This is a genomic window from Streptomyces lothianensis (assembly GCF_047779955.1).
Classification (GTDB): domain Bacteria; phylum Actinomycetota; class Actinomycetes; order Streptomycetales; family Streptomycetaceae; genus Streptomyces.
The window spans coordinates 28566-50968 of sequence record NZ_JBLMKT010000063.1 but is presented as its reverse complement, the minus strand read 5'-3'; the positions used below and the strand labels follow the sequence as shown (position 1 = coordinate 50968).

The 22403-nt window shown below is 70.8% G+C and carries 19 protein-coding genes and 1 pseudogene; 6 read left to right on the top strand and 14 right to left on the bottom strand.

Going from position 1 to position 22403, the window contains the following annotated elements:
- Window positions 1-30: 30 nt before the first annotated feature.
- Window positions 31-2553: an HAD-IC family P-type ATPase gene (locus tag ACLF6P_RS21630; protein ID WP_415952290.1), complete on the bottom strand. Its 2523-nt coding sequence runs from the start codon at window positions 2551-2553 to the stop codon at window positions 31-33.
- Between the two features lie 70 nt (window positions 2554-2623).
- Window positions 2624-2893, bottom strand: a complete 270-nt coding sequence (locus tag ACLF6P_RS21625; protein ID WP_415952289.1) for a DUF2530 domain-containing protein — start codon at window positions 2891-2893, stop codon at window positions 2624-2626.
- 211 nt (window positions 2894-3104) lie between these two features.
- Between ACLF6P_RS21625 and ACLF6P_RS21620 the strand changes: the two genes are divergently transcribed.
- Window positions 3105-4550 carry an NCS2 family permease gene (locus ACLF6P_RS21620; RefSeq protein ID WP_415952288.1) on the top strand — a complete coding sequence of 482 codons (1446 nt, stop codon included), beginning with the start codon at window positions 3105-3107 and terminating at the stop codon, window positions 4548-4550.
- A gap of 155 nt (window positions 4551-4705) precedes the next feature.
- On the opposite strand, the pseudogene ACLF6P_RS21615 reads toward ACLF6P_RS21620, so the two are convergent.
- Window positions 4706-4879: pseudogene (locus ACLF6P_RS21615) on the bottom strand (type II toxin-antitoxin system TacA family antitoxin); the annotation flags it as partial.
- 168 nt (window positions 4880-5047) lie between these two features.
- On the opposite strand from ACLF6P_RS21615, the gene ACLF6P_RS21610 reads away from it, so the two are divergent.
- From ACLF6P_RS21610 to thpR, 3 genes are all read left to right on the top strand, one after another.
- Window positions 5048-5485, top strand: coding sequence for a MarR family winged helix-turn-helix transcriptional regulator (locus ACLF6P_RS21610; protein ID WP_415952287.1), 438 nt, complete (start codon window positions 5048-5050; stop codon window positions 5483-5485).
- Between the two features lie 86 nt (window positions 5486-5571).
- A complete protein-coding gene (locus ACLF6P_RS21605; protein WP_415952286.1) occupies window positions 5572-6918 on the top strand; it encodes an MFS transporter in 1347 nt (448 codons plus the stop codon).
- 45 nt (window positions 6919-6963) lie between these two features.
- Window positions 6964-7557, top strand: coding sequence for an RNA 2',3'-cyclic phosphodiesterase (thpR, locus tag ACLF6P_RS21600; RefSeq protein ID WP_415952285.1), 594 nt, complete (start codon window positions 6964-6966; stop codon window positions 7555-7557).
- 178 nt (window positions 7558-7735) lie between these two features.
- On the opposite strand, the gene ACLF6P_RS21595 is transcribed toward thpR, so the two are convergent.
- The 4 genes from ACLF6P_RS21595 to ACLF6P_RS21580 form a co-directional block, all read right to left on the bottom strand.
- Window positions 7736-8725: an aldo/keto reductase gene (locus ACLF6P_RS21595; RefSeq protein WP_415952284.1), complete on the bottom strand. Its 990-nt coding sequence runs from the start codon at window positions 8723-8725 to the stop codon at window positions 7736-7738.
- Window positions 8726-8798: 73 nt separating this feature from the next.
- Window positions 8799-9359 (bottom strand): Uma2 family endonuclease, encoded by a 561-nt coding sequence (locus tag ACLF6P_RS21590; RefSeq protein WP_415952283.1) that lies wholly within the window; start codon window positions 9357-9359, stop codon window positions 8799-8801.
- A gap of 144 nt (window positions 9360-9503) precedes the next feature.
- Entirely contained in the window at window positions 9504-10790 is a 1287-nt protein-coding gene (gene iscB / locus ACLF6P_RS21585; protein ID WP_415952326.1) for an RNA-guided endonuclease IscB, read from the bottom strand.
- A 484-nt stretch (window positions 10791-11274) separates the two neighbouring features.
- The gene (locus ACLF6P_RS21580) at window positions 11275-11796 is read right to left on the bottom strand and encodes a MarR family winged helix-turn-helix transcriptional regulator (protein ID WP_415952282.1); all 522 of its coding nucleotides are present in this window, start codon (window positions 11794-11796) and stop codon (window positions 11275-11277) included.
- Between ACLF6P_RS21580 and ACLF6P_RS21575 the strand changes: the two genes are divergently transcribed.
- The gene (locus ACLF6P_RS21575) at window positions 11795-12268 is read left to right on the top strand and encodes a carboxymuconolactone decarboxylase family protein (protein WP_415952281.1); all 474 of its coding nucleotides are present in this window, start codon (window positions 11795-11797) and stop codon (window positions 12266-12268) included. The two genes, ACLF6P_RS21580 and ACLF6P_RS21575, sit on opposite strands and share 2 nt — an antisense overlap.
- A 4-nt stretch (window positions 12269-12272) precedes the next feature.
- Here ACLF6P_RS21575 and ACLF6P_RS21570 read toward each other — a convergent pair whose 3' ends face one another.
- Window positions 12273-12950 carry a GDSL-type esterase/lipase family protein gene (locus ACLF6P_RS21570; RefSeq protein ID WP_415952280.1) on the bottom strand — a complete coding sequence of 226 codons (678 nt, stop codon included), beginning with the start codon at window positions 12948-12950 and terminating at the stop codon, window positions 12273-12275.
- An 85-nt stretch (window positions 12951-13035) separates the two neighbouring features.
- On the opposite strand from ACLF6P_RS21570, the gene ACLF6P_RS21565 reads away from it, so the two are divergent.
- The gene (locus tag ACLF6P_RS21565) at window positions 13036-14043 is read left to right on the top strand and encodes a YncE family protein (RefSeq protein WP_415952279.1); all 1008 of its coding nucleotides are present in this window, start codon (window positions 13036-13038) and stop codon (window positions 14041-14043) included.
- Window positions 14044-14108: 65 nt separating this feature from the next.
- Here ACLF6P_RS21565 and ACLF6P_RS21560 read toward each other — a convergent pair whose 3' ends face one another.
- From ACLF6P_RS21560 to ACLF6P_RS21535, 6 genes are all read right to left on the bottom strand, one after another.
- On the bottom strand, window positions 14109-14819 hold the full coding sequence (locus ACLF6P_RS21560) for a class F sortase (protein WP_415952278.1): 711 nt from the start codon (window positions 14817-14819) through the stop codon (window positions 14109-14111).
- Window positions 14812-16098, bottom strand: coding sequence for a hypothetical protein (locus ACLF6P_RS21555; protein WP_415952277.1), 1287 nt, complete (start codon window positions 16096-16098; stop codon window positions 14812-14814). Before ACLF6P_RS21555 ends, ACLF6P_RS21560 begins: the two co-directional genes overlap by 8 nt.
- A gap of 294 nt (window positions 16099-16392) precedes the next feature.
- Window positions 16393-17511: a phosphoserine transaminase gene (gene serC, locus ACLF6P_RS21550; RefSeq protein ID WP_415952276.1), complete on the bottom strand. Its 1119-nt coding sequence runs from the start codon at window positions 17509-17511 to the stop codon at window positions 16393-16395.
- A gap of 219 nt (window positions 17512-17730) precedes the next feature.
- Window positions 17731-18720: an EamA family transporter gene (locus ACLF6P_RS21545; protein WP_415952325.1), complete on the bottom strand. Its 990-nt coding sequence runs from the start codon at window positions 18718-18720 to the stop codon at window positions 17731-17733.
- Window positions 18721-19009: 289 nt separating this feature from the next.
- Window positions 19010-21931 carry an FAD-binding and (Fe-S)-binding domain-containing protein gene (locus tag ACLF6P_RS21540; RefSeq protein ID WP_415952275.1) on the bottom strand — a complete coding sequence of 974 codons (2922 nt, stop codon included), beginning with the start codon at window positions 21929-21931 and terminating at the stop codon, window positions 19010-19012.
- Between the two features lie 49 nt (window positions 21932-21980).
- A complete protein-coding gene (locus ACLF6P_RS21535; RefSeq protein ID WP_415952274.1) occupies window positions 21981-22334 on the bottom strand; it encodes a hypothetical protein in 354 nt (117 codons plus the stop codon).
- Between the last annotated feature and the right edge of the window lie 69 nt (window positions 22335-22403).

The following is a 22403-nucleotide window of genomic DNA, read 5'->3' as shown; positions in this document are numbered from 1 at the left end:
CCTGGAATCCGCACGCGTGCGGAAAGGGATCTACGCCGGGAACCTCCGGTTGACCCAGCGGAAGCTGAATTCGATTCCCGCCGCCGCCACCGCGGCGATCCCCACCGCCGCCCACGGCATCGTCGCGCCCGCGAGCCGGAGCTGGAAGAAGTCCTGGAGCCAGGGGACGACCATGACCAGCATGAAGCCGAAGCCCATCGTGGAGATGAGGAGCAGGCGCCACCACGTGTAGGGGCGGGCGATGATCGCCAGGACCCAGATGGCGACCAGGAAGAGGCAGAGCGTCGCCGCGCTGGTCTCGGCCTCGCGGGCGCCGGGGCCCGTGTAGTGGCTGCGGGCCAGGAGGTACGTGGCGAAGGTGGCCGTGCCCGCGATGACGCCGCCCGGGATCGCGTACCGCATGACACGTTTCACGAAGTGCGGTTTGGCGCGTTCCTTGTTCGGCGCGAGCGCGAGGAAGAAGGCCGGGACGCCGATGGTGAGGGTGGAGAGCAGGGTGAGGTGGCGGGGCAGGAAGAGGTACTCGACCTGCGTGCAGACGACCAGGAGGGCGAGCAGGACCGAGTAGACGGTCTTGACGAGGAACAGGGTCGCCACGCGGGTGATGTTGCCGATGACCCGGCGGCCCTCCGCGACGACGGAGGGGAGCGTCGAGAAGCTGTTGTTGAGCAGGACGATCTGCGCGACCGCGCGCGTCGCCTCGGAGCCCGAGCCCATCGAGACGCCGATGTCCGCGTCCTTCAGGGCGAGGACATCGTTCACGCCGTCGCCGGTCATCGCGACCGTGTGCCCGCGTGACTGCAGTGCGCCGACCATGTCCCGCTTCTGCTGCGGGCTGACCCGGCCGAAGACCGCGTTGTCGTCGAGGACCCGGGCCATCTCGGCCTGGTCGGCGGGGAGGGTGCGGGCGTCCACCGTGTTCTCGGCGCCGGGCAGCGACAGCTTGCCGGCCACCGCGCCGACGGAGACCGCGTTGTCGCCGGAGATGACCTTCGCGGCGACGTCCTGGTCCTCGAAGTAGCGCAGGGTGTCGGCGGCGTCGGGGCGCAGCCTTTGTTCGAGGACGACGAGGGCCGTGGCGCGGGCGCTCTCGGCGACCGAGGGGTCGTCGACCTCGCGGGCGTCGCTGCGGGCGAGGAGGAGGACGCGCAGGCCCTGCTTGTTGAGGTCCTCGATGTCGGTGAGGGCGGGGTCGTCGGGAGGCAGGAGGACGTCGGGCGCGCCGAGCAGCCAGGTCGAGTTCTCGCCGTTGCCCTCGCTGAAGCTCGCACCGCTGTACTTGCGGGCCGAGGAGAACGGCAGCGACTCGGTGCAGCGCCAGTCCTCGCTGTCCGGGTAGGAGTCGATGATGGCCTGCAGCGATGCGTTCGGCCGCGGGTCCGATTCGCCGAGTGCACCGAGGACCTTGCGTACGTACGTCTCGTCGGAGCCGCCCAGCATCCGCAGCTCGGTGACGTCCATGCCGCCCTCGGTCAGCGTGCCCGTCTTGTCGAGGCAGACCGTGTCCACGCGGGCCAGGCCCTCGATGGCGGGGAGTTCCTGCACCAGGCACTGCTGGCGGCCCAGGCGGATCACGCCGATCGCGAAGGCGACGGAGGTCAGCAGGACCAGGCCCTCGGGGATCATCGGGACGATGCCGCCGACGGTGTAGGCGATGGACTGCTTGAGGTCGTCGTCCTTGACCACGAGCTGTGAGATGACCAGACCGATCGAGGTCGGGACCATCAGCCACGTCACGTACTTGAGGATCGTGGAGATGCCGGAGCGCAGTTCGGAGTGGACGAGGGTGAAGCGGGAGGCCTCCTCGGCGAGCTGGGCCGCGTACGCCTCGGCGCCGACCTTCGTCGCGGTGTGCGCGCCGCCGCCCGCGACGACGAAGGAGCCGGACATCACCGTGTCGCCGGGCTTCTTGAGGACCGGATCGGCCTCGCCGGTGAGCAGCGATTCGTCGATCTCCAGGCCGTCGGCCTCGACGACCGTGCCGTCGACCACGATCTTGTCGCCGGGGCCGATCTCGATCAGGTCGTCGAGGACGATCTCGGAGGTCGAGACCTCGGCCGCGATGCCGTCACGCCGTACGGTCGGCTTCGCCTCGCCGATGAGGGCCAGGCTGTCCAGGGTCTTCTTGGCGCGCCACTCCTGGATGATGCCGATGCCGGTGTTCGCGAGGATCACGAAGCCGAAGAGGCTGTCCTGGATCGGCGCGACCCACAGCATGATGAACCAGAGCACGCCGATGATCGCGTTGAAGCGCGTGAAGACGTTGGCGCGCACGATGTCGGTCATCGACCGGCTGCTGCGCACCGGCACGTCGTTGACCTCGCCGCGCGACACCCGCTCGGCCACCTCGGCCGTGGTCAGGCCGAGCGCGCGTCCGGGCGCCTCCGGCGCAGGGGCGGGGTGGGCCGGGTCGAGTTCGGCGCCCGCGTCGATGGCCGGCGTCCGGCCCCCGGGATCGGGTCCGTCCGTTTCGAGGTGTGCACGCCCGCCCGTCACTCGCCACCGCCCTTGCAACGAGCGCCGCGCGCGCCCTTTCGATCCTGCGTCATGCATCAGACGGTACGGGGCCAGGATTGCTGTTTCCCGTCGAGGGCCCTCGAATCAGGGGTACGAGGCGGGAAGATCAGACCTCGGTATTACGAGAAGCCCGTTCCGCGTGCCGCTTGATCGCCGCATCCCGTTTGCGGACGTACCAGATGCCGATCAGGCCGAGCCCGGCGCCGGCCAGGCAGCTCCACACCCACCAGGTGATGCCGCGCTCGTCGAACCAGCCGTAGAAGGGGACCTGCACCAGGAAGAGAACGAACCACAGGATCGTGCCGCCGGTGATGGTGGCGACGACGGGCCCCTCAAGGGGCTCCGGTGCCTCGTGCTTGGGGGTCCACTTCGCCATGCGAACAGCTTAGGTGTTCGCATGCCGGGCGCTCGCGCGCGTCCCCCGTCCACGGTTACGCGCGTAGATGGCTTTTCGCGGGCCGTTTATTCATACTGAAACAACCCTGGTATGGCCGGATTTTTTCGTGTGATGCCACAAATTGAGCGTGCCGGACGTGCACACTCCCCTTCGTTGTCCTCTCCGTATCTGTCTCTGTCGAAGGTCCCGCATGCACCCCTCGGCCCCCGCCACGAGCAACCCCGATCTGCCCCCGCTGCACCACCCCAACGGCCTCGACCGTTTCTTCCGGATCTCCGAGCGTGGCTCGACCGTCGCCCGTGAGGTCCGCGGCGGCTTCGCAACCTTCTTCGCGATGGCCTACATCATCGTGCTCAACCCGTTGATCCTGGGCAGCGCGAAGGACATGTACGGTCATCAGCTGGACAACGGCCAGCTGGTCACCGCGACCGCGCTCGTCGCCGCGCTCACCACCCTGCTCATGGGCGTCATCGGCAACGTCCCGATCGCGCTCGCCGCCGGACTCGGCGTCAACACGGTCGTGGCGCTGCAGCTCGCGCCCCGGATGAGCTGGCCGGATGCGATGGGCATGGTGGTGCTCGCCGGTTTCGTGGTGATGCTCCTCGTGGCGACCGGTCTGCGCGAGCGCGTCATGAACGCCGTGCCGCTCGGGCTGCGCAAGGGCATCGCGATCGGTATCGGCCTGTTCATCATGCTGATCGGCCTGGTCGACGCCGGTTTCGTCTCCCGTATCCCGGACGCCGCGCAGACCACCGTCCCGCTGCAGCTCGGCGGCGACGGTCACCTCAACGGCTGGCCCGTGCTCGTCTTCGTGCTCGGTGCGCTGCTGACGCTCTCGCTGATCGTGCGCAAGATGCCCGGCGCGATCCTGATCTCGATCGTCGTGATGACGCTGCTCGCCATGGTGATCAACGCCCTCGCCGACGTCCCGAGCTGGGGTCTGACCACGCCCGAGTGGCCCGGCAACCCGGTGGCCTCGCCGGACTTCGGCCTGATCGGCCAGGTCAGCCTGTTCGGCGGCTTCGGGAAGGTCGGCATCCTCAGCGGCTGCCTCTTCGTCTTCACCGTGCTGCTCTCGTCCTTCTTCGACGCGATGGGCACGATCATGGGCGTCGCCGACGAGGCCCGCCTTGTCGACGAGAACGGCCAGATGCCCGGCATCAACCGGGTGCTGTTCATGGACGGTGTCGCGGTCGCCGCGGGCGGCGCCAGCTCCTCCTCGGCCACCACCTGCTTCGTGGAGTCCACGGCCGGGGTCGGCGAGGGCGCGCGCACCGGCCTGGCGAACATCGTCACCGGCGGCCTGTTCACGCTCTCGCTGTTCCTGACGCCGCTGGCCCTGATGGTGCCCTCGCAGGCCGCGACACCCGCGCTGCTCGCGGTGGGCTTCCTGATCCTGTCCGGCTCGATCACCGCGATCGACTGGAAGGACTACACGATCGCGATCCCGGCGTTCCTGACGATGGTGATGATGCCGTTCACCTACTCGATCACGAACGGCATCGGCATCGGCTTCCTCAGCTTCTGCGTCCTGCGCCTGGCCGCGGGTCGCGGCCGCGAGGTGCCGGTCGCGATGTACGCGGTGGCCGCCGTGTTCGGCTTCTACTACCTGATGCCGGCGCTGGGGCTCACCTGAGCCGGTGCGGCATGACGGCCCGGGCTGCTCCTCGCGGAGGGTCCGGGCCGTTCCGTTTCCTCGTACGAGGCGGTCCGGCCGTACGGGCCCGTCTCGACGTACGGGCCCGTCTCCCCGTACGAGTCCGTCTCCCCGTACGTCGTCGCCTCCCCGTCCCCGTAGAACCGCTGTGTCTCCTCGACGGCCGCCTTGAAGCGTTCGTCGAAGTCGTTCCGCACGAGCGCGCGGATCACATAGTCCTGGACGTTCATTCCTCTTATGCCCGCATGGTGACGGAGCCGATCGAGCAGCTCTCCGTCTATGCGCAGGCTGAGCACGCTGGTCCCCATGCGTTCCAGAGTTGCGGGGAGTCCTCCGTTTCCGCGTCACTTTCCGCGAGCAGCTCACCCGAATGGGTGGTCTTGGCAGGGGGAGGGCTTAGCAATCTTGAGCAACATCTGAGGTGCGTGGGAGTTAAATCGGTTTCCTTAGCTTGGGTAATGAGTTACGCTAACGACATGCCTGACCTCAGCCATGGCGACGATGCTGCCGCCGTGAACTCACTGCGTTCGGCCGTGATGCGGCTCGGACGCCGGCTCAAGCACCAGCGGGTGGACGAGTCGCTCAGCCCCACCGAGATGTCGGTGCTCGGCACCCTCGCCCGCTGCGGCTCCGCCACACCCGGCGAGCTCGCCCGCAAGGAGCATGTCCAGCCGCCGTCGATGACCCGCATCGTCGCGCTGCTCGAAGCCAAGGGGTTGGTCAGGCTCGAGCCGCATCCCGAGGACCGCCGACAGAAGGTGGTCAGCCAGACCGAGCAGGCCGAGGCCATGCTCGAACAGAGCCGCCGCAAGCGGAACGCCTGGCTGGCCACGCTCGCCGACGAACTCGACGAGGACGAGTGGGCGAAGCTGCGCGCGGCCGCCCCCGTGCTGGAGAAGCTCGCGCACTTGTAGGACCGCCCGCGGTCTCAGCCGCCGCCACAACAGAATCCCGGCCGCCCGGCCGGGAAGCACCCCGATCGCCGAGGAGGCGAGCCCTTTTGAGTACGGGATCCGGAGCAGACTCCGCCCCCGCACCGACCGCCCACAACACCACCGTCCGCACCAAGCCCTCGACCTTCTCCAGCCTGAGGATCCGCAACTACCGGCTCTTCTTCACCGGACAGGTCGTCTCGAACACCGGCACCTGGATGCAGCGCATCGCCCAGGACTGGCTGGTGCTCAGCCTCACCGGATCCGCGATGGCCGTCGGTATCACCACGGCCCTGCAGTTCCTGCCCATGCTGCTCTTCGGCCTGTACGGCGGCGTCCTCGTGGACCGGCTGCCGAAGCGGCCGCTGCTCTTCTTCACCCAGTCCGCGCTGGGCCTCACCGGCCTCGCGCTCGCCGTCCTGACCCTCACCGGTCAGGTCGAGGTCTGGCACGTCTACCTGACGGCCTTCGTCATGGGGCTCGTCACCGTCGTCGACAACCCGGCCCGGCAGACCTTCGTCTCCGAGATGGTCGGCAAGCGGCAGCTCGCCAACGCGGTGAGCCTCAACTCCGCCAACTTCCAGTCCGCGCGCCTGGTCGGCCCCGCCGTGGCCGGTGTCGCCATCGCCGCGGTCGGCAGCGGCTACGCCTTCCTGTTCAACGGCCTCTCCTTCCTCGCGCCGCTGCTCTCGCTCGCCCTGATGCGTACCTCCGAACTGCACGCGGTCGAGACGAGTCCGCGCGCCAAGGGCCAGCTCAAGGAAGGGCTGCGGTACGTGGCCGGGCGGCCCGAGCTGATCTGGCCGATCGTGCTCGTCGGGTTCATCGGCACCTTCGGCTTCAACTTCCCGATCTGGCTCTCCGCCTTCGCCGACGACGTCTTCCACGCCGGAGCCGGCACGTACGGCATGCTCAACACCCTGATGGCCGCGGGCTCGCTCACCGGCGCGCTGCTCGCCGCACGGCGCGGCACCTCGCGGCTGCGGGTCGTCGTCTCAGCCGCGATCGGCTTCGGCGGGCTGCTCGTGATCGCCTCCATGGCGCCCTCGTTCTGGGTCTTCGCCGTGCTGCTCGTGCCGCTCGGGGTCGCCGGGCTCACGGTGAACGTCACCGCGAACTCGTCCATCCAGATGGCCACGGACCCCGCGATGCGGGGGCGGGTCATGGCGCTGTACATGATGGTCTTCACCGGCGGCACGCCCGTCGGCGCGCCGCTCGTCGGCTGGATCACCGACGCGTACGGGGTACGGGTCGGGATGGCCACGGGCGGGCTCGTCGCGCTGCTCGCGGCCGGTGGGGTCGGGCTGATGCTCGCCCGCGCCGGGGATCTGCGGATGCGGTTCGGATGGCGGCACGGGCATCCGCATGTGCGGTTCGTTCCGCGGGAACAGGTGGCTGCGGCGGTGGCCGCGTAGGCTTCTGCGGGTCCGTGGGCTGAGCAGCCCGGAAGGGAGCTGGGTGTGCGACTGTTCGTTGCCGTGCTGCCGCCGTCCGAGGCCGTCGACGAGCTACGGGTGATGGCGGACGAGCTGCGGAACCTGCCGGGTGCCGACAAACTGCGCTGGGCCGACCCCGCCGGCTGGCACTTCACACTCGCCTTCCTCGGCAACGTGCCCGAGGAGGTACGGTCCGACCTGGAGGCGCGGCTCGCGCGGGCCGCGCACCGCACCCCGGCCTTCGAGCTCGGCCTCTACCGCAGCGGACGCTTCGGGCAGCGGGCCCTGTGGGCCGGGGCACAGGGGGACGTCGCGACACTGCGGCGGCTCGCGGAACGCGCGTACGCGGCCGGGAAGCGGGCCGGGCTCGACATGGGAGACGCGCACCGGTTCGTGCCGCATCTCACGCTCGCCCGCAGCGGCGGCGGACGGCACCAGACGCATCCCCCGCTCGTCGACCTCGTCCCGTACGCCGCCGAGCTGGACGGATTCGCCGGGACACCCTGGACCGTCGACCACCTCAGCCTGGTCCGCAGCCACCCGCCCAGGAGCGGTGTGCCGGGTGAGGGGCCGCGCTACGAGGAAGTCGGGCGCTGGGCACTCGAAGGCACGAGCTAACCTCGAAGCGTGGACCCGAAGACTCGTAACCGGATCATGGCCGGTGTGCTCGTGCTGATGTTCGCCGTGATCGCGGTGGCGGCCGCCGTCGGCGGCTGAGTCCTGCGCGAGGGGGGCGGGCGGCGCGAACGCCACCCACCCCCCTGCCCTGACCCTCCTCGGCCTCCTCGGCTCCCGCCTACCAGGCGAAGGCCTCCGGTGACGGCCCCGGACCCGGGAAGACCGTGTCCAGATCGGCGAGCAGCTCCTCGGGCAGCTCCAGCTCCAGCGCGCGCAGCGCCGACTCCAGCTGCTCCGCCGTGCGCGGCCCCACGATCGGGCCGGTCACGCCCGGGCGGGTGAGCAGCCAGGCCAGGGCCACCTCGCCGGGTGCCATGCCGTGCTTGTCGACGAGGTCCTCGTAGGCCTGGATCTGGGCGCGGCCCTTCGGATCGGCCAGCGTCTCGGCCGCGCGGCCGGAGGCGCGGCGCCCCTGCGTCGCCTCCTTCTTCAGGACACCGCCGAGCAGCCCGCCCTGCAGCGGCGACCAGGGAATGACCCCGAGCCCGTACTCCTGCGCGGCCGGGATGACCTCCATCTCGGCGCGCCGCTCGGCCAGGTTGTACAGGCACTGCTCGCTGACCAGGCCGAGCATGCCGCGGCGGGCGGCCTGCTCGTTCGCCTGGGCGATCTTCCAGCCGGGGAAGTTCGAGGAACCGGCGTAGAGGATCTTGCCCTGCTTGATCAGGACGTCGATGGCCTGCCAGATCTCGTCGACCGGAGTGTCACGGTCGATGTGGTGGAACTGGTAGATGTCGATGTGGTCGGTCTGCAGCCGCTTGAGCGAGGCGTCCACGGCGCGGCGGATGTTGACCGCCGAGAGCTTGTCGTGGTTGGGCCAGACATCGCCGTCGCCGGCCATGTTCCCGAACACCTTCGTGGCGAGCACCGTCTTCTCCCGGCGGCCGCCGCCCTGCGCGAACCAGCTGCCGATGATCTCCTCGGTGCGGCCCTTGTTCTCGCCCCAGCCGTACACATTGGCGGTGTCGAAATAGTTGATGCCGGCGCCGAGCGCGGCATCCATGATCGTGTGGCTCTCCGCCTCGTCGGTCTGCGGCCCGAAGTTCATCGTGCCGAGCACGAGCCGGCTGACCTTGAGTCCCGTACGTCCGAGCTGTGTGTACTTCATGGTTGCTCAGCCAACGCCTTCGAGTGCGCTCAAGGCAAGGGCATCCGCGGGGAGTTGCCCGAGTGCGTGAGGATCAGTCGCGGGGGAACTCGCCGGTCTCCAGGACGAGGCCGACAGGAGTGTCCGTGAGGTCCACCGCGTCGCCGAAGACGAACTTGCGGTCGTTCTCGTACGTGCCGTTCTTGGGGCCGGTGTAGAGGAGGCAGCGGCCCTGGTAGGGGTCGACGATGAGATAGACGGGGACTGCTGCTTCCGCGTACGCGGTCATCTTGGGCCCGTAGTCGTTGCGGGCCGTGCTCCGGGAGATCACCTCGGCGACGAACACGACGTCCCGGCACTGCCACAGGCCCTTGGCGTTCTTGCGGGCCGACTCCGATACGAGGGTGACGTCGGTCGCGAAGCCGTTGAGCTTGCCGGGGTAGTCGATGCGGACGTCGGACTTGATGCGCTTGCGTGGGTACTTGGTCCTCAGCTGCTCGACGATGTCCAGGATGATCTCCCAGTGTGTGTCCCACTGCGGCGACATGAAGATGTGCCCCCCGACGATCTCGGACTTGATTCCCTCGGGGACGGGCATCTTCTCGAGCCACTCGAACATCTCGTCCAGGGTGCGCTCGTCGTTGCTGTCGGTCATGGCGATCCTGTCTGTTTCTACGAGGGTCTTCGGGTCTCCTTCGTGGACCCCGGCTTCAGCCAGGAGGGAAACGAAGCTCCTGCGGAGCAGAGCAGCGGGAGGGGTTTCGCCGCCGGGGCGAAAGACCGTGCTCTGACGTGCAGATCACGATGGCCAGATCCCTTCGGGTTGGGTGGTGTAGGCGTAGCCGTCGGCACGCTGGAGCACCGTGAAGTACCGGTGTCGGGCGGTGGCGAGGCCATGTGCGGTGCGGACGGCGAAGCTGCCGGTGGCGCGGACGGCGACGCGGCCTGTGTGGGTGCCCGCGTACTTCCCGGTGGGGACGACGGCGCGGACGAGGTCGCCGGTTTGGAAGCCGAAGAACTGCTTCTGCCGGGGCATACGCAGACGGGGGAAGCCGTGCTTGTCGGTTCGTGTGCGGGCGTGGGTTCCGCGTCCTGAGCATCCGGCGACGAGGACCGTGCGCACGGTTTCGGTGATGTGGTCGAGCTTGCCCACGGCCAGGGCGTCGAGAGTGTGGGTCTTGGGCAGGCCGGTGCGGGTGCGGTTCCACTTCGTGCGCCCGCCCGAGGCGGTGTGGGTCGGGAGGATCGCGTCCAGGGCCTGCCACAGTGCCCACCGGGTGGAGTTGACGGCTGCCGCATCTCGCAGCGGGGCCTTCGCCTTCCTGAGGATGTCGGCGGCCCGCTTGGGGGCGAACTCTTCCACCGGTCGGTTCGACTTGGCCTCGTTGCAGGGGATGCAGGCCAGGACCAGGTTCGAGGCCCGGTCGGAGCCGCCCCGCGAGCGGGGGTGGACGTGGTCGATGTTGAGCGGGACGCCCATCGCGCCGCAATACGCGCAGGCCCGCCCGTGCTTGGCGAGGAGGTATTCCCGCACCTCGTAGCCGCGGAGGGTGCCGTGCTGGTACTCGGCGCCCTCCAGGGGTTTACCGGCGCTGATGGCGTGGGTGTCGAACGCGACGCGTTCCACGTGCACGGCCCGGACTGGTGCCCAGCGGGCCAGCCGGTTGGTCCACGACATGGTCGTCTCGACTCGGTGCCGAAGCGACGGGGCCAGCCAGCCTTTCGGCCGGGTGCGGTTGAGGAACCGGGGGGCGCGATAGCGCAGGTTTCGGGAACGCCTGCCGCGCCGGTACGCGGCGCGCTGTTCCAGCGCTTTGCGGATGGTCGCGCCCCGGTGGTCGAGCTGGACCGCGAACCTGGCCCGGCGTTCTCCACCCTCGGAGGTGAACACCGCGATGCCGGTGTGCTTGGAACCGGGATCGATGCCCAGCTCTACCCCGTTCACCTCGGAGTCGGTGGCGGTGCGGTCCTTCAACCTGATCACGAACGGGGTATGCCGGTGGACAACAGCCCTTCCCTTTCTGAGGAGCTTCCGCGCCCTGGCGGGCGTGGTGGGCTGCAACGGCTTGTGATGCTTGTCGAGCACGAACACATAGGGGTGGGACTCACGTCCCGTCTCCCCGAACCGCGAGGACTCGGGGGTGACGCCGACAACGCCAGGTGAAGCGCCGCCGGTCTCCTCTCGCACATGTTCCGCACCCGGTGCCTTACGGCCTTCGAGCCCCGTTTCGTCCCCGATCCTGGGGGTGTCTGCTAACTCGAATTCGAGAGCGAGCTGTTGAGGAAGCGCAGCGCGGTCGGTCTTCTGTCGTGAGCGGAACGTAGCCAACTTGGTTCACCTCCAACGTGCTTGTTGGCTGGTGCTGGTAACGGCGGCTCCCCGCCACTTGAGCTGAAAGCCCCCTCCTTCACGAGGGGGATCCCGTTACCGTGGCGCTCCTCCCCGGCCGTCACTCGCTCAAGTGCGGCCGCGCAATACAACGATACGCACGGTGACAAGGACACGGCCCGATTGTCGAACGCACGTGCCGGGGGCAGTGGGTGTCACCTTCCGCGCGGTTGCCGGACGCTCAGGCGCCGCCCATCCATGCCGCCGCGTCGAGCCGCAGGGCCGCCGAGGGCGGGACCACCGTGCGCAGGTCCTCGGTGAGGGTGCGCAGGCGGTCCGGGCCCAGGGTGTGGGCCCAGTCGGACTGCAGGCGGTCGAAGATCTCGGCGGAGATGCGGAGCAGGTCGATGCCGTGGGCGGTGCGGCGCACCACCTTGCGGCGGGCGTCGGCCGGGTCGTCGGTGCGTTCGGCGTAGCCGAGGGCGATGAGGCGGTCGACGGTCTTGCCCGCGGCCTGTTTGGAGACGCCGAGGCGGCGGGCGATCTCGCTGGCGGTGGTGCCTTCGGGGTCGATGGCCTGGAGCGCGAAGCCGTGGGCGGGGCGGCTCTCGGGGTGTCCGCGCTCGGCGAGTTCGGTGTGCAGGGCGTCGATGAGGGTGCGGAAGCCGGCGAAGAGGAGCAGGGGTAGCTCGAACCCGGGGCCGGGGGGTGCAATTCCCTTGCCTTGACCGTCAACCTGGTTTACCTTCTTTTCGTCAACCATGTTGTCGATCCTAGAGGGCGTACGCATGCTGAGCGAACAGGCACAGAAGAACGTCATGGCACTCATGGGCGAGTCGCCCGAACTGCTCAACGGATTCCTGAAGCTGAGCGCCGCACTGGAGGGCAGCACCCTCGAACCGGTGGCCCGCGAGGTGGTCGTCATGACGATCGCCGTACGCAACGGGTGCGAGGTGTGCGTGGCGATGCACACCGGAAAGCTGCGGGCCCTGGACGCGGACCCGGCACTCGTCGACGAGCTGCGCGCACAGCGGGAGCTGACGGACGAACGGCTGGAGGCGGCACGGCTGTTCACCCTCGACCTGCTGGCCACCGCGGGTGCCGTCCCGGACCGGCGGTTCGAGGAGTTCCTGTCCCACGGTTACACGCGACGCAACGCCCTGGAGGTCGTGATGGCCATCGGCGCGTACACGATGTCCACCTTCGCCAACCGGCTCACGCGCGCGGAGATGTGACGGCTCAGCAGCCCTGGTACGGGCCGCCCAGGTCCCATGCCTGGTGCAGGGAGTTCGCGAACGTTGCGGCGAGTTTGTGTTCGCCGTGGCTGTTCGGGTGGGTGCCGTCGTAGGTGTCGAAGTCGAGGTCGTACGCGTCCGGCGGGGAGACCAGGAGGAGCGGGGAGCGGTCGGTGTCCAGGTCGGCGACCGCCTTCGCGAGGAGTTCGTTGAAGCGGGACACCTCGGCGGCGAAGGCCCGGTCGTCGCGGGCGCGGACGTTCGGGATCACCGGGAGGATCGCGGCGGCGACCCGGGGGTTGGCTGCGCGGGCGTTGGCGATGAACGTGCGCATGTTGCGCGCGGTCTGCTCGGCGTCCGTGTAGAAGCCGAGGTCGATCAGGCCGAGGGAGATCAGGAGCAGGCCCGCGCGGCTCGCGCGGACCGTGTCCTCGATGACCGGCGCCATGTGCAGCCAGCCCTCGCCCCAGCCCGCGAGGTGCTGCTGCGGGAAGTCGGGGTCGGCGTACTCGTAGGAGACCGGGGCGTCGAGGGCCTTGTCGTGCAGGGCCGTGCGGGGGCCGACCACCTGGAACGGGGCGTCGTATGTCGTGCGCAGGTGCTGCCACATGCGGTGGCGCCAGGTGTGTTCGCCGGCGCTGCCGATGGTCATGGAGTCACCGACGAAGAGGAGCCTGAGCATCCGTTCATCATCCCGGATCGGGGCGGTGGGCGTGGTGTGAGGCTGCCCACGCCCGTGGGGTCGGGCAGCGACGTACGGTTGCCCCATGCGTCTGCTTCTCGGTGCGGCGGTCACGGTCGCCCTGGTTCTCGCCCCGGCCCCCGGCGTCCTTGCGGACAGCGAGCGGTCCGAGGACGGATTCACGATCGAGGATCCCCGGATCACCGAGTCGAGCGGCCTCGTCGCCAGCCGCAAGCACCCGGGGGTCTACTGGACGCACAACGACAGCGACGACGGCTCGTACCTCTACGCCGTGGACAGCAGGACCGGGAAGACCCGCGCGCGGGTCACCATGGCCGGGGTCGGTCGGGCGCGGGACGTCGAGGGGATCTCGATGGGGCCGGACGGTGACCTGTACGTCGGCGACATCGGCGACAACCTCGGCGGCACCTGGGACCACGTGTGGATCTACCGCCTCCCCGAGCCCGACGAGCTGCGCGACCAGACCGTCAAGGCCGTCCAGTACGACGTGACGTACGAGGACGGTGCCCGGGACGCCGAGGCGCTCATGGTGCATCCGAAGACGGGGAAGGTCTACATCGCCGACAAGCAGAAGGACCGGAAGGGCTCGCTCTACGTCGGGCCCGAGCAGCTGCGGCCCGGCCGCAACAACGTATTCCGTCGCGTCGCCGACATCGATCTGTGGACCACGGACGGGGCGTTCTCGCCCGACGGCCGAACCCTCGTCCTGCGCAGCTATTTCAGCGCGAAGTCGTACACGTGGAAGGAAGGGCGGCCCGAGGGCGGCGGCGACCGGGTCGGCGTGCCGATACAGCGGCAGGGCGAGTCGGTGACGTACACCCCGGACGGTACGAAGCTCCTCTTCGGTACGGAAGGGGAACGCAGCCGCGTGGTGGCCGAAGCGGCCCCCGGCGCGCCGTCCTCGGACGCACCGGGCACGGGCGGTACGGGCAGCGCGGGCGGGGGTGGTTCGGCCGGCAGCGGCGATGGCGGTGACGGGGACGGCGGGCTCGGGACCGGCGCCCTCGCGCTGGGCGTGGCCCTCCTCGCGGCGCTCGGCCTCGGCAGGCTGTTCAAGCGCAAGGAGAGCTGAGGAGGAGGGCCGAGGAGGAGGGCTGAGGAGGAGAGCCGAGGAGGAGGGCTGAGGAGCGCTCCGCCTCAGGTGCCCGAAGGTGCGATCTCGCCCGTCAGGTGGGCGAAGACCACGACGTTCGAATCCCAGTGGCGGTTCGGGGTGAGGCTGCCGCCGCAGGTGATGAGGCGGAGTTCCGCCCGGTCCGTCCTCCCGTAGACCTTCTCCGTCGGGAAGGCGGACTTCCTGTACGTGGAGACCGTGTCGACGGCGAACACGGCTGTCGTGCCGTCCTCGCGGCGGATCTCGATGTCCTGGCCCTTGCGCAGGTCCTTGAGGTCGTGGAAGACGGCCCGTTCGACCTGTGGGGTGTCCATGTGGCCGACGATCGCCGCCGCGCCCTGTTCGCCCGGGGTCGGGCCCTCCTTGTACCAGTCGGCCTGCATCGGCTTGTCGAACGGCGGTGTCCGCATCGCGCCCTCGGCGTCGAGGCCGACCGTGCCGAGGTCCGCGTCCACGTCGATCGAGGGGATCGTGATGTGGTCGGGCACCGAGGGCTGGAGGACGCTCGCCGCGGTGGCGTGCGAGGCGGGTGCGCCGGGCCGCGTGGTGTGCGCGGCCGCCGGGGCTCCGGCGGGCGCCGAGCAGCCCGCGGTGGCGGCGGCCACGCCCAGCGCCGCCGTCACCGCGAGCCCGCCCACCCGGGCGCGGCGCCCGGCCACGGTCCGTGTGGCCCGGTTCCGTCCGGGCGGGGTGCGCTCGGCCGTGGTCCGCCCGGCCACGGTCCGCTCAGCCATGGTTGCGGCGGTGGTGCAGCAGGCCCGCACCCGTCAGGGAACCGACACCCAGCGCGGCGAAGCCGACGACGGCTGCCGAGTTGATGCCCTGCTGGTGGTGCGAGACGGGGGCCATCCCGGTGTTCACGGAGCCCTGCGGGGTCTTGTGGTCGCTGGGGTCGAGCGGCTTGACGGGGCTGGTCGAGGTCACGTGGAAGGTGACCGGTCCTGCTCCGGTGCCGGTGGTGACCTTGTAGTCGCCCTTGGCGACATCGGCGACGGTCGCCGTGCCGTGCCACTTGCCGTCCTTGCCGAGGGCGAGCGCGATGCTGCCGCCGAAGGCGCGGGAGTCGGCGGAGACCTTGCCGGCCGGGTCGATCGAGGGGGCGTCCACGGTGACGGCGATCCGGTCGCCCTGCTTGCCGCTGCCCGGGTTCACGGCCAGGTAGGACGTGCCCGGGGCGGGCGGCGGGGTGGGCTTGGGGGTGGGCTTGTCCTTGCCCTGGACGCCGAACTTCGCCGAGTCCACCACCTTGCCGTCCAGCAGCGCGTCCACGCGGTAGTAGCCGGACTCGGCGCGGTCGGCGATGGTCGCGGTGCCGTGCCAGGTGCCCTCGTGCTGCGGGTCGCGTTCCATCTTCACGGTGCCGCCGAAGGCGCCGGACCGGACGGTGGCCACGGAGTCGGAGCCCGCGTCGTCGACGGTCACGGCGACCTTGTCGCCCGCCTTGCCGCCGTCGGTGGACAGGGAGAGGGAGGGCTGCGCCGGGTCGGGGGTCGGCGTCGGCTCCGGCTTCGGGGAGTCGCCCGAGTTCACCGGGAAGGTGGCCGTGCCCTGCGCGCCCGTGTCGCCGTAGTCCGTGGTGACGGTCAGCCTGCCGGTGCCGATGCCGTAGCTGTCCTTGACGGTGGCGGTGCCGGTGTACGTGGTGTCGTCCTGCGCGGTGACCGAGATGCCGGTGAGGGCCTCGGACTCGGCCGTGACCTCGGCCTTGCCGGACGTGGTGACCCGGAAGGTGACCTGCTCGCCCGCCCGGTAGCCGGTCCTGTCCTTGGGCGAGGACGTGACCGCGACGTTCGCCTCGGCCTTGTCGGAGGCGGGCTGCTGCTGGTCGGTGGACTGGTTCCGGCTCTGGCCCTGTCCCTGGTCCGCGGGGGCCGCGGTGGTCGCGGTGGTCGCGGTGGCCGACTGGGACGGCGCGTCGGACGGGGCGGCGTCCGCGGCGAAAGCAGTCGCCGGAACGGCGAGGGCCATCGAAGCGGCCACGGCGATCGCGGAGACGGTGAGTGCCTTGCGCATGGGGAACCTCCTTGCAGGACCGGGGATTTGTTCCCCGGTGCACCCTTCATGAGGTTCATCCTGAGGCTTCGGTTTCGCGGTTTCTCCCCGGGCTCCGCCGGCGAATCCAAAGGTCCCAGAGGGGTGGAGGGCGCCTATCTGCGGGTTTCCCGATCCCTTGGACGGGACTTTGCCTGCTTATTAGGGCCTTTGGTCCCGCCGCCCGCGTAGGAGCCGGATAAATGCCGAGGGGCCGACAGCCTTCGCTGCCGGCCCCTCGGGTGCCTGCCCGGGACAGCCGGGCACCGACACCCCCTACAGCTTCTCGATCACGTAGTCGATGCAGGTCGTCAGCGCCTGGACGTCGGCCGGGTCGATGGCCGGGAACATCGCGATGCGCAGCTGGTTGCGGCCGAGCTTGCGGTACGGCTCGGTGTCGACGATGCCGTTGGCGCGCAGCACCTTGGCGACCGCCGCCGCGTCCACGTCGTCGTTGAAGTCGATCGTGCCGATGACCTGCGAGCGCTTGTCCGCGTCGGTGACGAACGGGGTGGCGTACTTGCTGTCCTCGGCCCAGCCGTACAGCCGCGTCGAGGAGTCCTTCGTACGCGCCGTGGACCAGGCGAGACCGCCCTGCCCGTTGATCCAGTCGAGCTGCTCGGCGAGCAGGAAGAGCGTGGCGAGGGCGGGCGTGTTGTACGTCTGGTTCTTGCGCGAGTTGTCGATCGCCGTCGGCAGCGAGAAGAACTCCGGTACGTGCCGGCCGCTCGCGTGGACGCGCTGGGCGCGCTCGATCGCGGCGGGCGAGAAGACGCCGAGCCACAGGCCGCCGTCGGAGGCGAAGGACTTCTGCGGGGCGAAGTAGTAGACGTCGGTCTCGGCGATGTCGACGGGCAGGCCGCCCGCGCCGGAGGTGGCGTCGACGAGGACGAGCGAGCCCTCGTCCGCGCCCTGCACGCGCTTGATCGGCGCGGCGACACCGGTCGAGGTCTCGTTGTGCGTGTACGCGTAGACGTCCACGCCCGCCTCGGCCCGCGGCTCGGGGCGGGTGCCCGGGTCGCTCGCGATGACGGTGGGCTCGGCCAGCCAGGGTGCCAGCTTCGCGGCCTCGGCGAACTTGGAGGAGAACTCGCCGAACGTGAGGTGCTGGGACTTGTTCTCGATCAGGCCGTGCGTCGCGATGTCCCAGAAGGCGGTGGAGCCGCCGTTGCCGAGGACGACCTCGTAGCCCTCGGGGAGCTGGAACAGGCTGCTCACGCCGTCCCGTACGCGCCCGACCAGGTTCTTGACCGGGGCCTGGCGGTGGGAGGTGCCGAGCAGGGAGGTACCGGTGGCGGCCAGCGCGCCGAGCGCTTCCGTCCGCACCTTGGAGGGGCCCGCGCCGAATCGGCCGTCGGCGGGCTTGATGTCAGCGGGAATCTGGATCTCAGCCACGCGCCGAGCCTATCGGCTCGGATCGCGCGCGGGGGCGCAGGTCCAGCTTGCGAGACGCGCTTGTCAACCCTCGGCGCGCTGCGGCTGCTTGGCGCGCTCGGGCTGCTCGGCCTGCGTGGATCCCTTGGGCTGCGCGGGCCGCGCGGGTCGCTCGGCCTGCGCGGGTCGCGCGCGCCGCGCGGGTCGCTCGGCCTGCGTGGATCCCTCGCGCTGCGCGGATTACGCGGATCGCTTGGACCGGCCGCCGCGGTTCGCGGCCATCTGGGTCCGTACCGCCCCCATGCTCGCCGCGATCACCAGGCCGATCGCCACGACCTGCGCGAGCGCCAGGCCCTGGCCGAGCACCATGAACCCGGCCGCCGCGGCCATCGCGGGCTCTAGGCTCATCATGATCGCGAAGGTGGAGGCGGGCAGGCGGCGCAGCGCGAGGAGTTCCAGGGTGTACGGCAGGACGGACGAAAGCAGCGCGACGCCGATACCGAGCAGCAGCGTCGAGGGCACGAGCAGCTTCGAACCGGCCTGCGCGATGCCCAGCGGAAGCATCACAAGGGCCGCGACCGCCATCGCGAGCGCGAGCCCGTCCGCCGAGGGGAAACGCTGCCCGGTCTTCGCGCTGAAGACGATGTACGCCGCCCACATGGCGCCCGCGCCGAGCGCGTAGGCCGCGCCCACCAGGTCGAGGGAGCCGAAACCGCCCGCGCCGCCGAGCAGGAACACGCCGACCAGGGCGAGCCCCGCCCACAGCAGGTTGACCAGGCGGCGGCCGGCGAAGACGGAGAGGGCGAGCGGGCCGAGCACTTCGAGGGTGACGGCGGGGCCGAGCGGGATGCGTTCGGCGGCCTGGTAGAAGAGCCCGTTCATCGCGGCGAGGGAGAGCCCGAAGGCGATGACGGTGCCCCAGTCCCGGCGGGAATGCCCGCGCAGCCTGGGCCGGCACAGCACCAGGAGGACGAGCGCGGCGGCGACGAGCCGCAGCGTCACCACGCCGACCGCACCGGCGCGTGGCATCAGGCTCACCGCGATCCCGGCGCCGAACTGCACGGAGAGCCCGGCCGCGAGCACCAGGCCGATCGCGCCCGCGTTGCCCTTGGCGCCGCGCCGCCGGAAGCGGCCGAACGCGCCGAGCGCCTCGGGTTCGGTGACGGCGGCACCGGCGGCGACGTAGCTGTCGGCGCCGTCGGAGGTGCCGGTGGCCCGCCTTTCGGCGATCCGGCCGTAGGTGGCCTGACCGTCGGTGACCCGGCTCGCGGTGGCCTGGATCTCCGCCTCCGGGCGTGCGGTCACGGTGCGGCTCCTCGGCTTGGTGGTCCCATGGAACGAAAAGGTCCAGGATCCTGAGCTTCGGCGTTCAAAGTAGTGTCCCCCGGTCAGGCCTGTAATCCTATTTTGCAGATGACGGCCCGCTTCGGCGATTCCTCCCGGATGCCGAGATGCCGAGATGCCGAGATGCCGAGATGCCGAGATGCCGAGATGCCACGGTCCGGGCCCGTGCAGGGTGTCACCCGCCCGGGACGCCGCCGTCCAGGCCCTCCGCCAGCACCTCCGCGAGGTGCCGCCCCCGCCGCCCGGCCAGCTGTTCCAGCTGCGTACGGCACGAGTAGCCGTCCGCGAGCAGCACCGCATCCGGTGCGGCACCCCGTACGGCGGGGAGCAGCTGCTCCTCCGCGCAGGCCACGGAAACCTCGTGGTGCCCGGGCTCGAAGCCGAAGTTCCCCGCGAGGCCGCAGCAGCCGCCGCTCAGCTCGCCGCTGAGCCCGGCCCGTTCCCGCAGCGCCCGTTCCGCCGTCTCGCCGAGCACCGCGTGCTGATGGCAGTGCGTCTGGCCGACGGCCGGGCGGTCAAGGCGCGGCGGGTTCCAGTCGGGGGCGAGTTCGGCGAGGGCCTGCGCGAAGGTGCGGACCGAGGCGGCGAGGCGGTGGGCGCGCGGGTCGTCGCCGAGGAGTTCCGGCAGATCGGAGCTGAGGGCGGCCGCGCAGCTCGGTTCGAGTACGACGAGCGGGCGGTCCGCCGTTACCTGGTCGAGGGTCCGGCGCAGTACGGCACGGGCCTGGTCCAGCTGCCCCGTCGACAAGTAGGTGAGCCCGCAGCAGACGCCCTTCGGCGGCAGCGTGACCTCGAGCCCGGCGGCTTCGAGGACGCGGACGGCCGCCCGGCCGACGGCGGGGGAGAGGTGGTTGGTGAAGGTGTCGGGCCAGAGGGTCACGACGGGTGCAGTGGTCTGGGCGGCCGGGGAGTCGGCCGCCGTGTCGGCCGGGGTGTCGGCCGAGGGACGGGCCGAGGGGCGCGGCCCCGGGCGGGCCGAGGGGCGCGCCGGGGTGTGCCGCTTGAACCAGGCGCGGAACGTGCGCGGCGCCAGGCGCGGGATGGCGCGCTCGGGCGCGATCCCGGCGATCCGCCCGGCGAGGGAGGAGAGCGGCCGTACGGAGACGAGCAGGTTCACAAGGCGCGCGAAGGGCGCCGCGAGCCGCAGCCACCGCGGAAGGCGGCCGAGCGTGTAGTGCGCGCGGGGCCGCCTGCGCCCCGCGTAGTGCTGGTGCAGGAACTCGCTCTTGTACGTGGCCATGTCCACGCCCACCGGACAGTCGGACCGGCATCCCTTGCAGGACAGGCACAGGTCGAGCGCGTCCCGTACCTCCTCCGAACGCCACCCGTCGGTGATCACCTCACCCGCCAGCATCTCGTGCAGCAGCCTCGCCCGCCCGCGCGTGGAGTGCTCCTCGGCGCCCGTCGCCCGGAACGACGGACACATGACACCACCACCCGGACTCACCTCCGTATTACGGCACTTGGCGACCCCGACGCACCTGCGGACGGCCGCCGAGAAGTCCCCGCCGTCGTGCGGATAGCCGAACGCGACCGGCACCGGCTCGCGCGGCAGCGGGGCGAAGCGCAGATTGGCGTCGAGCGGATCCGGGCGCACCAGCATTCCCGGATTGAGCCCGTCCGCCGGATCCCACACCCCCTTGACCTGCTCGAAGAGCCGCACCAGCGGCTCCCCGTACATCTTCGGCAGCAGCTCGGCGCGCGCCTGCCCGTCCCCGTGCTCCCCGGACAGCGAGCCGCCGTGCGCGACCACGAGCCCGGCGAGCTCCTCGGAGAACCGCCGGAAACGCGCGATCCCGTCCCCGCTCAGCAGGTCGAAGTCGATCCGCACATGAATGCACCCGTCCCCGAAGTGCCCGTACGGCGTCCCGCGCAGCCCGTGCTCGCCGAGCAGGGCCCTGAACTCGCGCAGGTACGGCCCGAGTCGGGCGGGCGGCACCGCGCAGTCCTCCCAGCCGGGCCAGGCCTCCGAGCCGTCCGGCATCCGGGTCGCGGTACCGGAGGCGTCCTCGCGGATCCGCCACAGGGCGCGCTGCCGGGCCGGATCGTCGACGATCAGATGGTCCCGCGCCCCCGCGGCCCGCGCGATCCGCTCCCCGTGCGCCCGCGCCTCGGCCGCACTGCCGCCGCCCGTCTCGACGAACAACCAGGCCGCGCCGTCGGGGAGTTGCTGCCGCCCGCCCCGTACGAGATCGGCGGCCATCCCCTCCACGGTCAGCGGGCCGTGCGGCAGGATCCCGGGCGCGGCCTCGGCGGCGGCGCTCTCGTCCGCGTACCCGAGGACGACGAGCGCGCGGGCCTTCGGCGCCTCGACCAGCTTGACCGTGGCCTCGGTCAGCACCCCGAGCGTGCCCTCGCTCCCGCAGAACGCCCGCGCGTGATCGACGCCGTGCTCGGGGAGCAGCGCGTCGAGCGCGTACCCGGAGATCCGGCGCGGCAGCTCGGGGAAACCCGTGCGCAGCAGGGCGAGTCGGCCGTCGACCAGCGGCCGCAGGCCCTGCGGGGCCCCGTCCCAGCCCTGCCCGAGCCGGAAGGAGTCCCCGCCGTACGAGAGCACCCGCAGCTCCCGTACGTTGTCGGCGGTCGTGCCCCAGGCCACCGAATGCGAACCGCAGGAGTTGTTGCCGATCATCCCGCCGAGCGTGCAGCGGCTGTGCGTGGACGGGTCGGGGCCGAAGGTCAGTCCGTGCCGCCCCGCCGCGGACCGCAGCCGGTCGAGGACGACCCCGGGCTGCACCACCGCCTGACGCGCCTCGGGATCGAGCCGGACGATCCGGTCCATGTGCCGGGTGAAGTCGAGTACCACCCCGGCTCCGGTGGCCTGCCCCGCGATCGACGTTCCCGCCCCGCGTGCGACCACGGGGACGCCCCGCTCGCGGCACGCGCCGAGCACCGCCGCCACGTCCGCGTCGTCGCGCGGCGCGACGACCGCGAGCGGCACCCGCCGGTAGTTGGACGCGTCCATGGTGAACAGGGCCCGCGTACCGCGGTCGAAGGCGACCTCGCCCCGCACGGCGCCGCGCAGCACCCGCTCCAGTTCCCGGATGTCCGGTTCCCGGGTGTCCGTTTCCTGGGTGTCCGTTTCCTGGGTGTCCATGGGTTCCATGGTCTCCAGGGTGCCCGGTGGCCGGTCCGCTCAGAAGGTTCTATCCGTTGTCGTAGCCCGTGTCGCCGGCGAGACGCTCGATGTCCTGCCGCGCCTTCTCCATCTCGTCCGCGATGGCGTCGTCGGCGCTCTCGGCGAAGATCCGGTCGCGCTCCTTCGCGGGGAGGCCCTGGCAGTGCGGCGGCAGGCCGGTGGTGAGTTCGGTGCCGTCCGCGACCGCGGCTTCGACCTGGGCGGTCGACTCCTCGCGGCATTTGCCGGCGTCGGGGCGGACGGCCTCGGTGCCCGTGAGGAGGTAGGCGGCGAGGGCGATGGCGGTGACCAGCACGGCGGCCGCCGCGATGACCGGCTTCGGATGGGATCCGTAGATCCGCTTCGGGTTGAGAACGTGCATGGGGATCGTGCTCCTTTCCGGACCTGTGCGGCCGACCGGACGGGAGCAGGGCTCGCGTCCGGTCGGCCG

Coding starts and splice junctions, on each gene's coding strand:
- ACLF6P_RS21610 (WP_415952287.1), top strand. CDS start 5,048: ATGCCTGACCTCAGCCATGGCGACGATGCTGCCGCCGTGAACTCACTG.
- ACLF6P_RS21560 (WP_415952278.1), bottom strand. CDS start 14,819: ATGGCTGAGCGGACCGTGGCCGGGCGGACCACGGCCGAGCGCACCCCG.
- ACLF6P_RS21580 (WP_415952282.1), bottom strand. CDS start 11,796: ATGGTTGACGAAAAGAAGGTAAACCAGGTTGACGGTCAAGGCAAGGGA.
- ACLF6P_RS21535 (WP_415952274.1), bottom strand. CDS start 22,334: ATGCACGTTCTCAACCCGAAGCGGATCTACGGATCCCATCCGAAGCCG.
- ACLF6P_RS21575 (WP_415952281.1), top strand. CDS start 11,795: ATGTTGTCGATCCTAGAGGGCGTACGCATGCTGAGCGAACAGGCACAG.
- ACLF6P_RS21570 (WP_415952280.1), bottom strand. CDS start 12,950: ATGCTCAGGCTCCTCTTCGTCGGTGACTCCATGACCATCGGCAGCGCC.
- ACLF6P_RS21540 (WP_415952275.1), bottom strand. CDS start 21,931: ATGGACACCCAGGAAACGGACACCCAGGAAACGGACACCCGGGAACCG.
- ACLF6P_RS21625 (WP_415952289.1), bottom strand. CDS start 2,893: ATGGCGAAGTGGACCCCCAAGCACGAGGCACCGGAGCCCCTTGAGGGG.
- ACLF6P_RS21595 (WP_415952284.1), bottom strand. CDS start 8,725: ATGAAGTACACACAGCTCGGACGTACGGGACTCAAGGTCAGCCGGCTC.
- ACLF6P_RS21565 (WP_415952279.1), top strand. CDS start 13,036: ATGCGTCTGCTTCTCGGTGCGGCGGTCACGGTCGCCCTGGTTCTCGCC.
- ACLF6P_RS21590 (WP_415952283.1), bottom strand. CDS start 9,359: ATGACCGACAGCAACGACGAGCGCACCCTGGACGAGATGTTCGAGTGG.
- ACLF6P_RS21620 (WP_415952288.1), top strand. CDS start 3,105: ATGCACCCCTCGGCCCCCGCCACGAGCAACCCCGATCTGCCCCCGCTG.
- ACLF6P_RS21630 (WP_415952290.1), bottom strand. CDS start 2,553: ATGCATGACGCAGGATCGAAAGGGCGCGCGCGGCGCTCGTTGCAAGGG.
- ACLF6P_RS21555 (WP_415952277.1), bottom strand. CDS start 16,098: ATGCGCAAGGCACTCACCGTCTCCGCGATCGCCGTGGCCGCTTCGATG.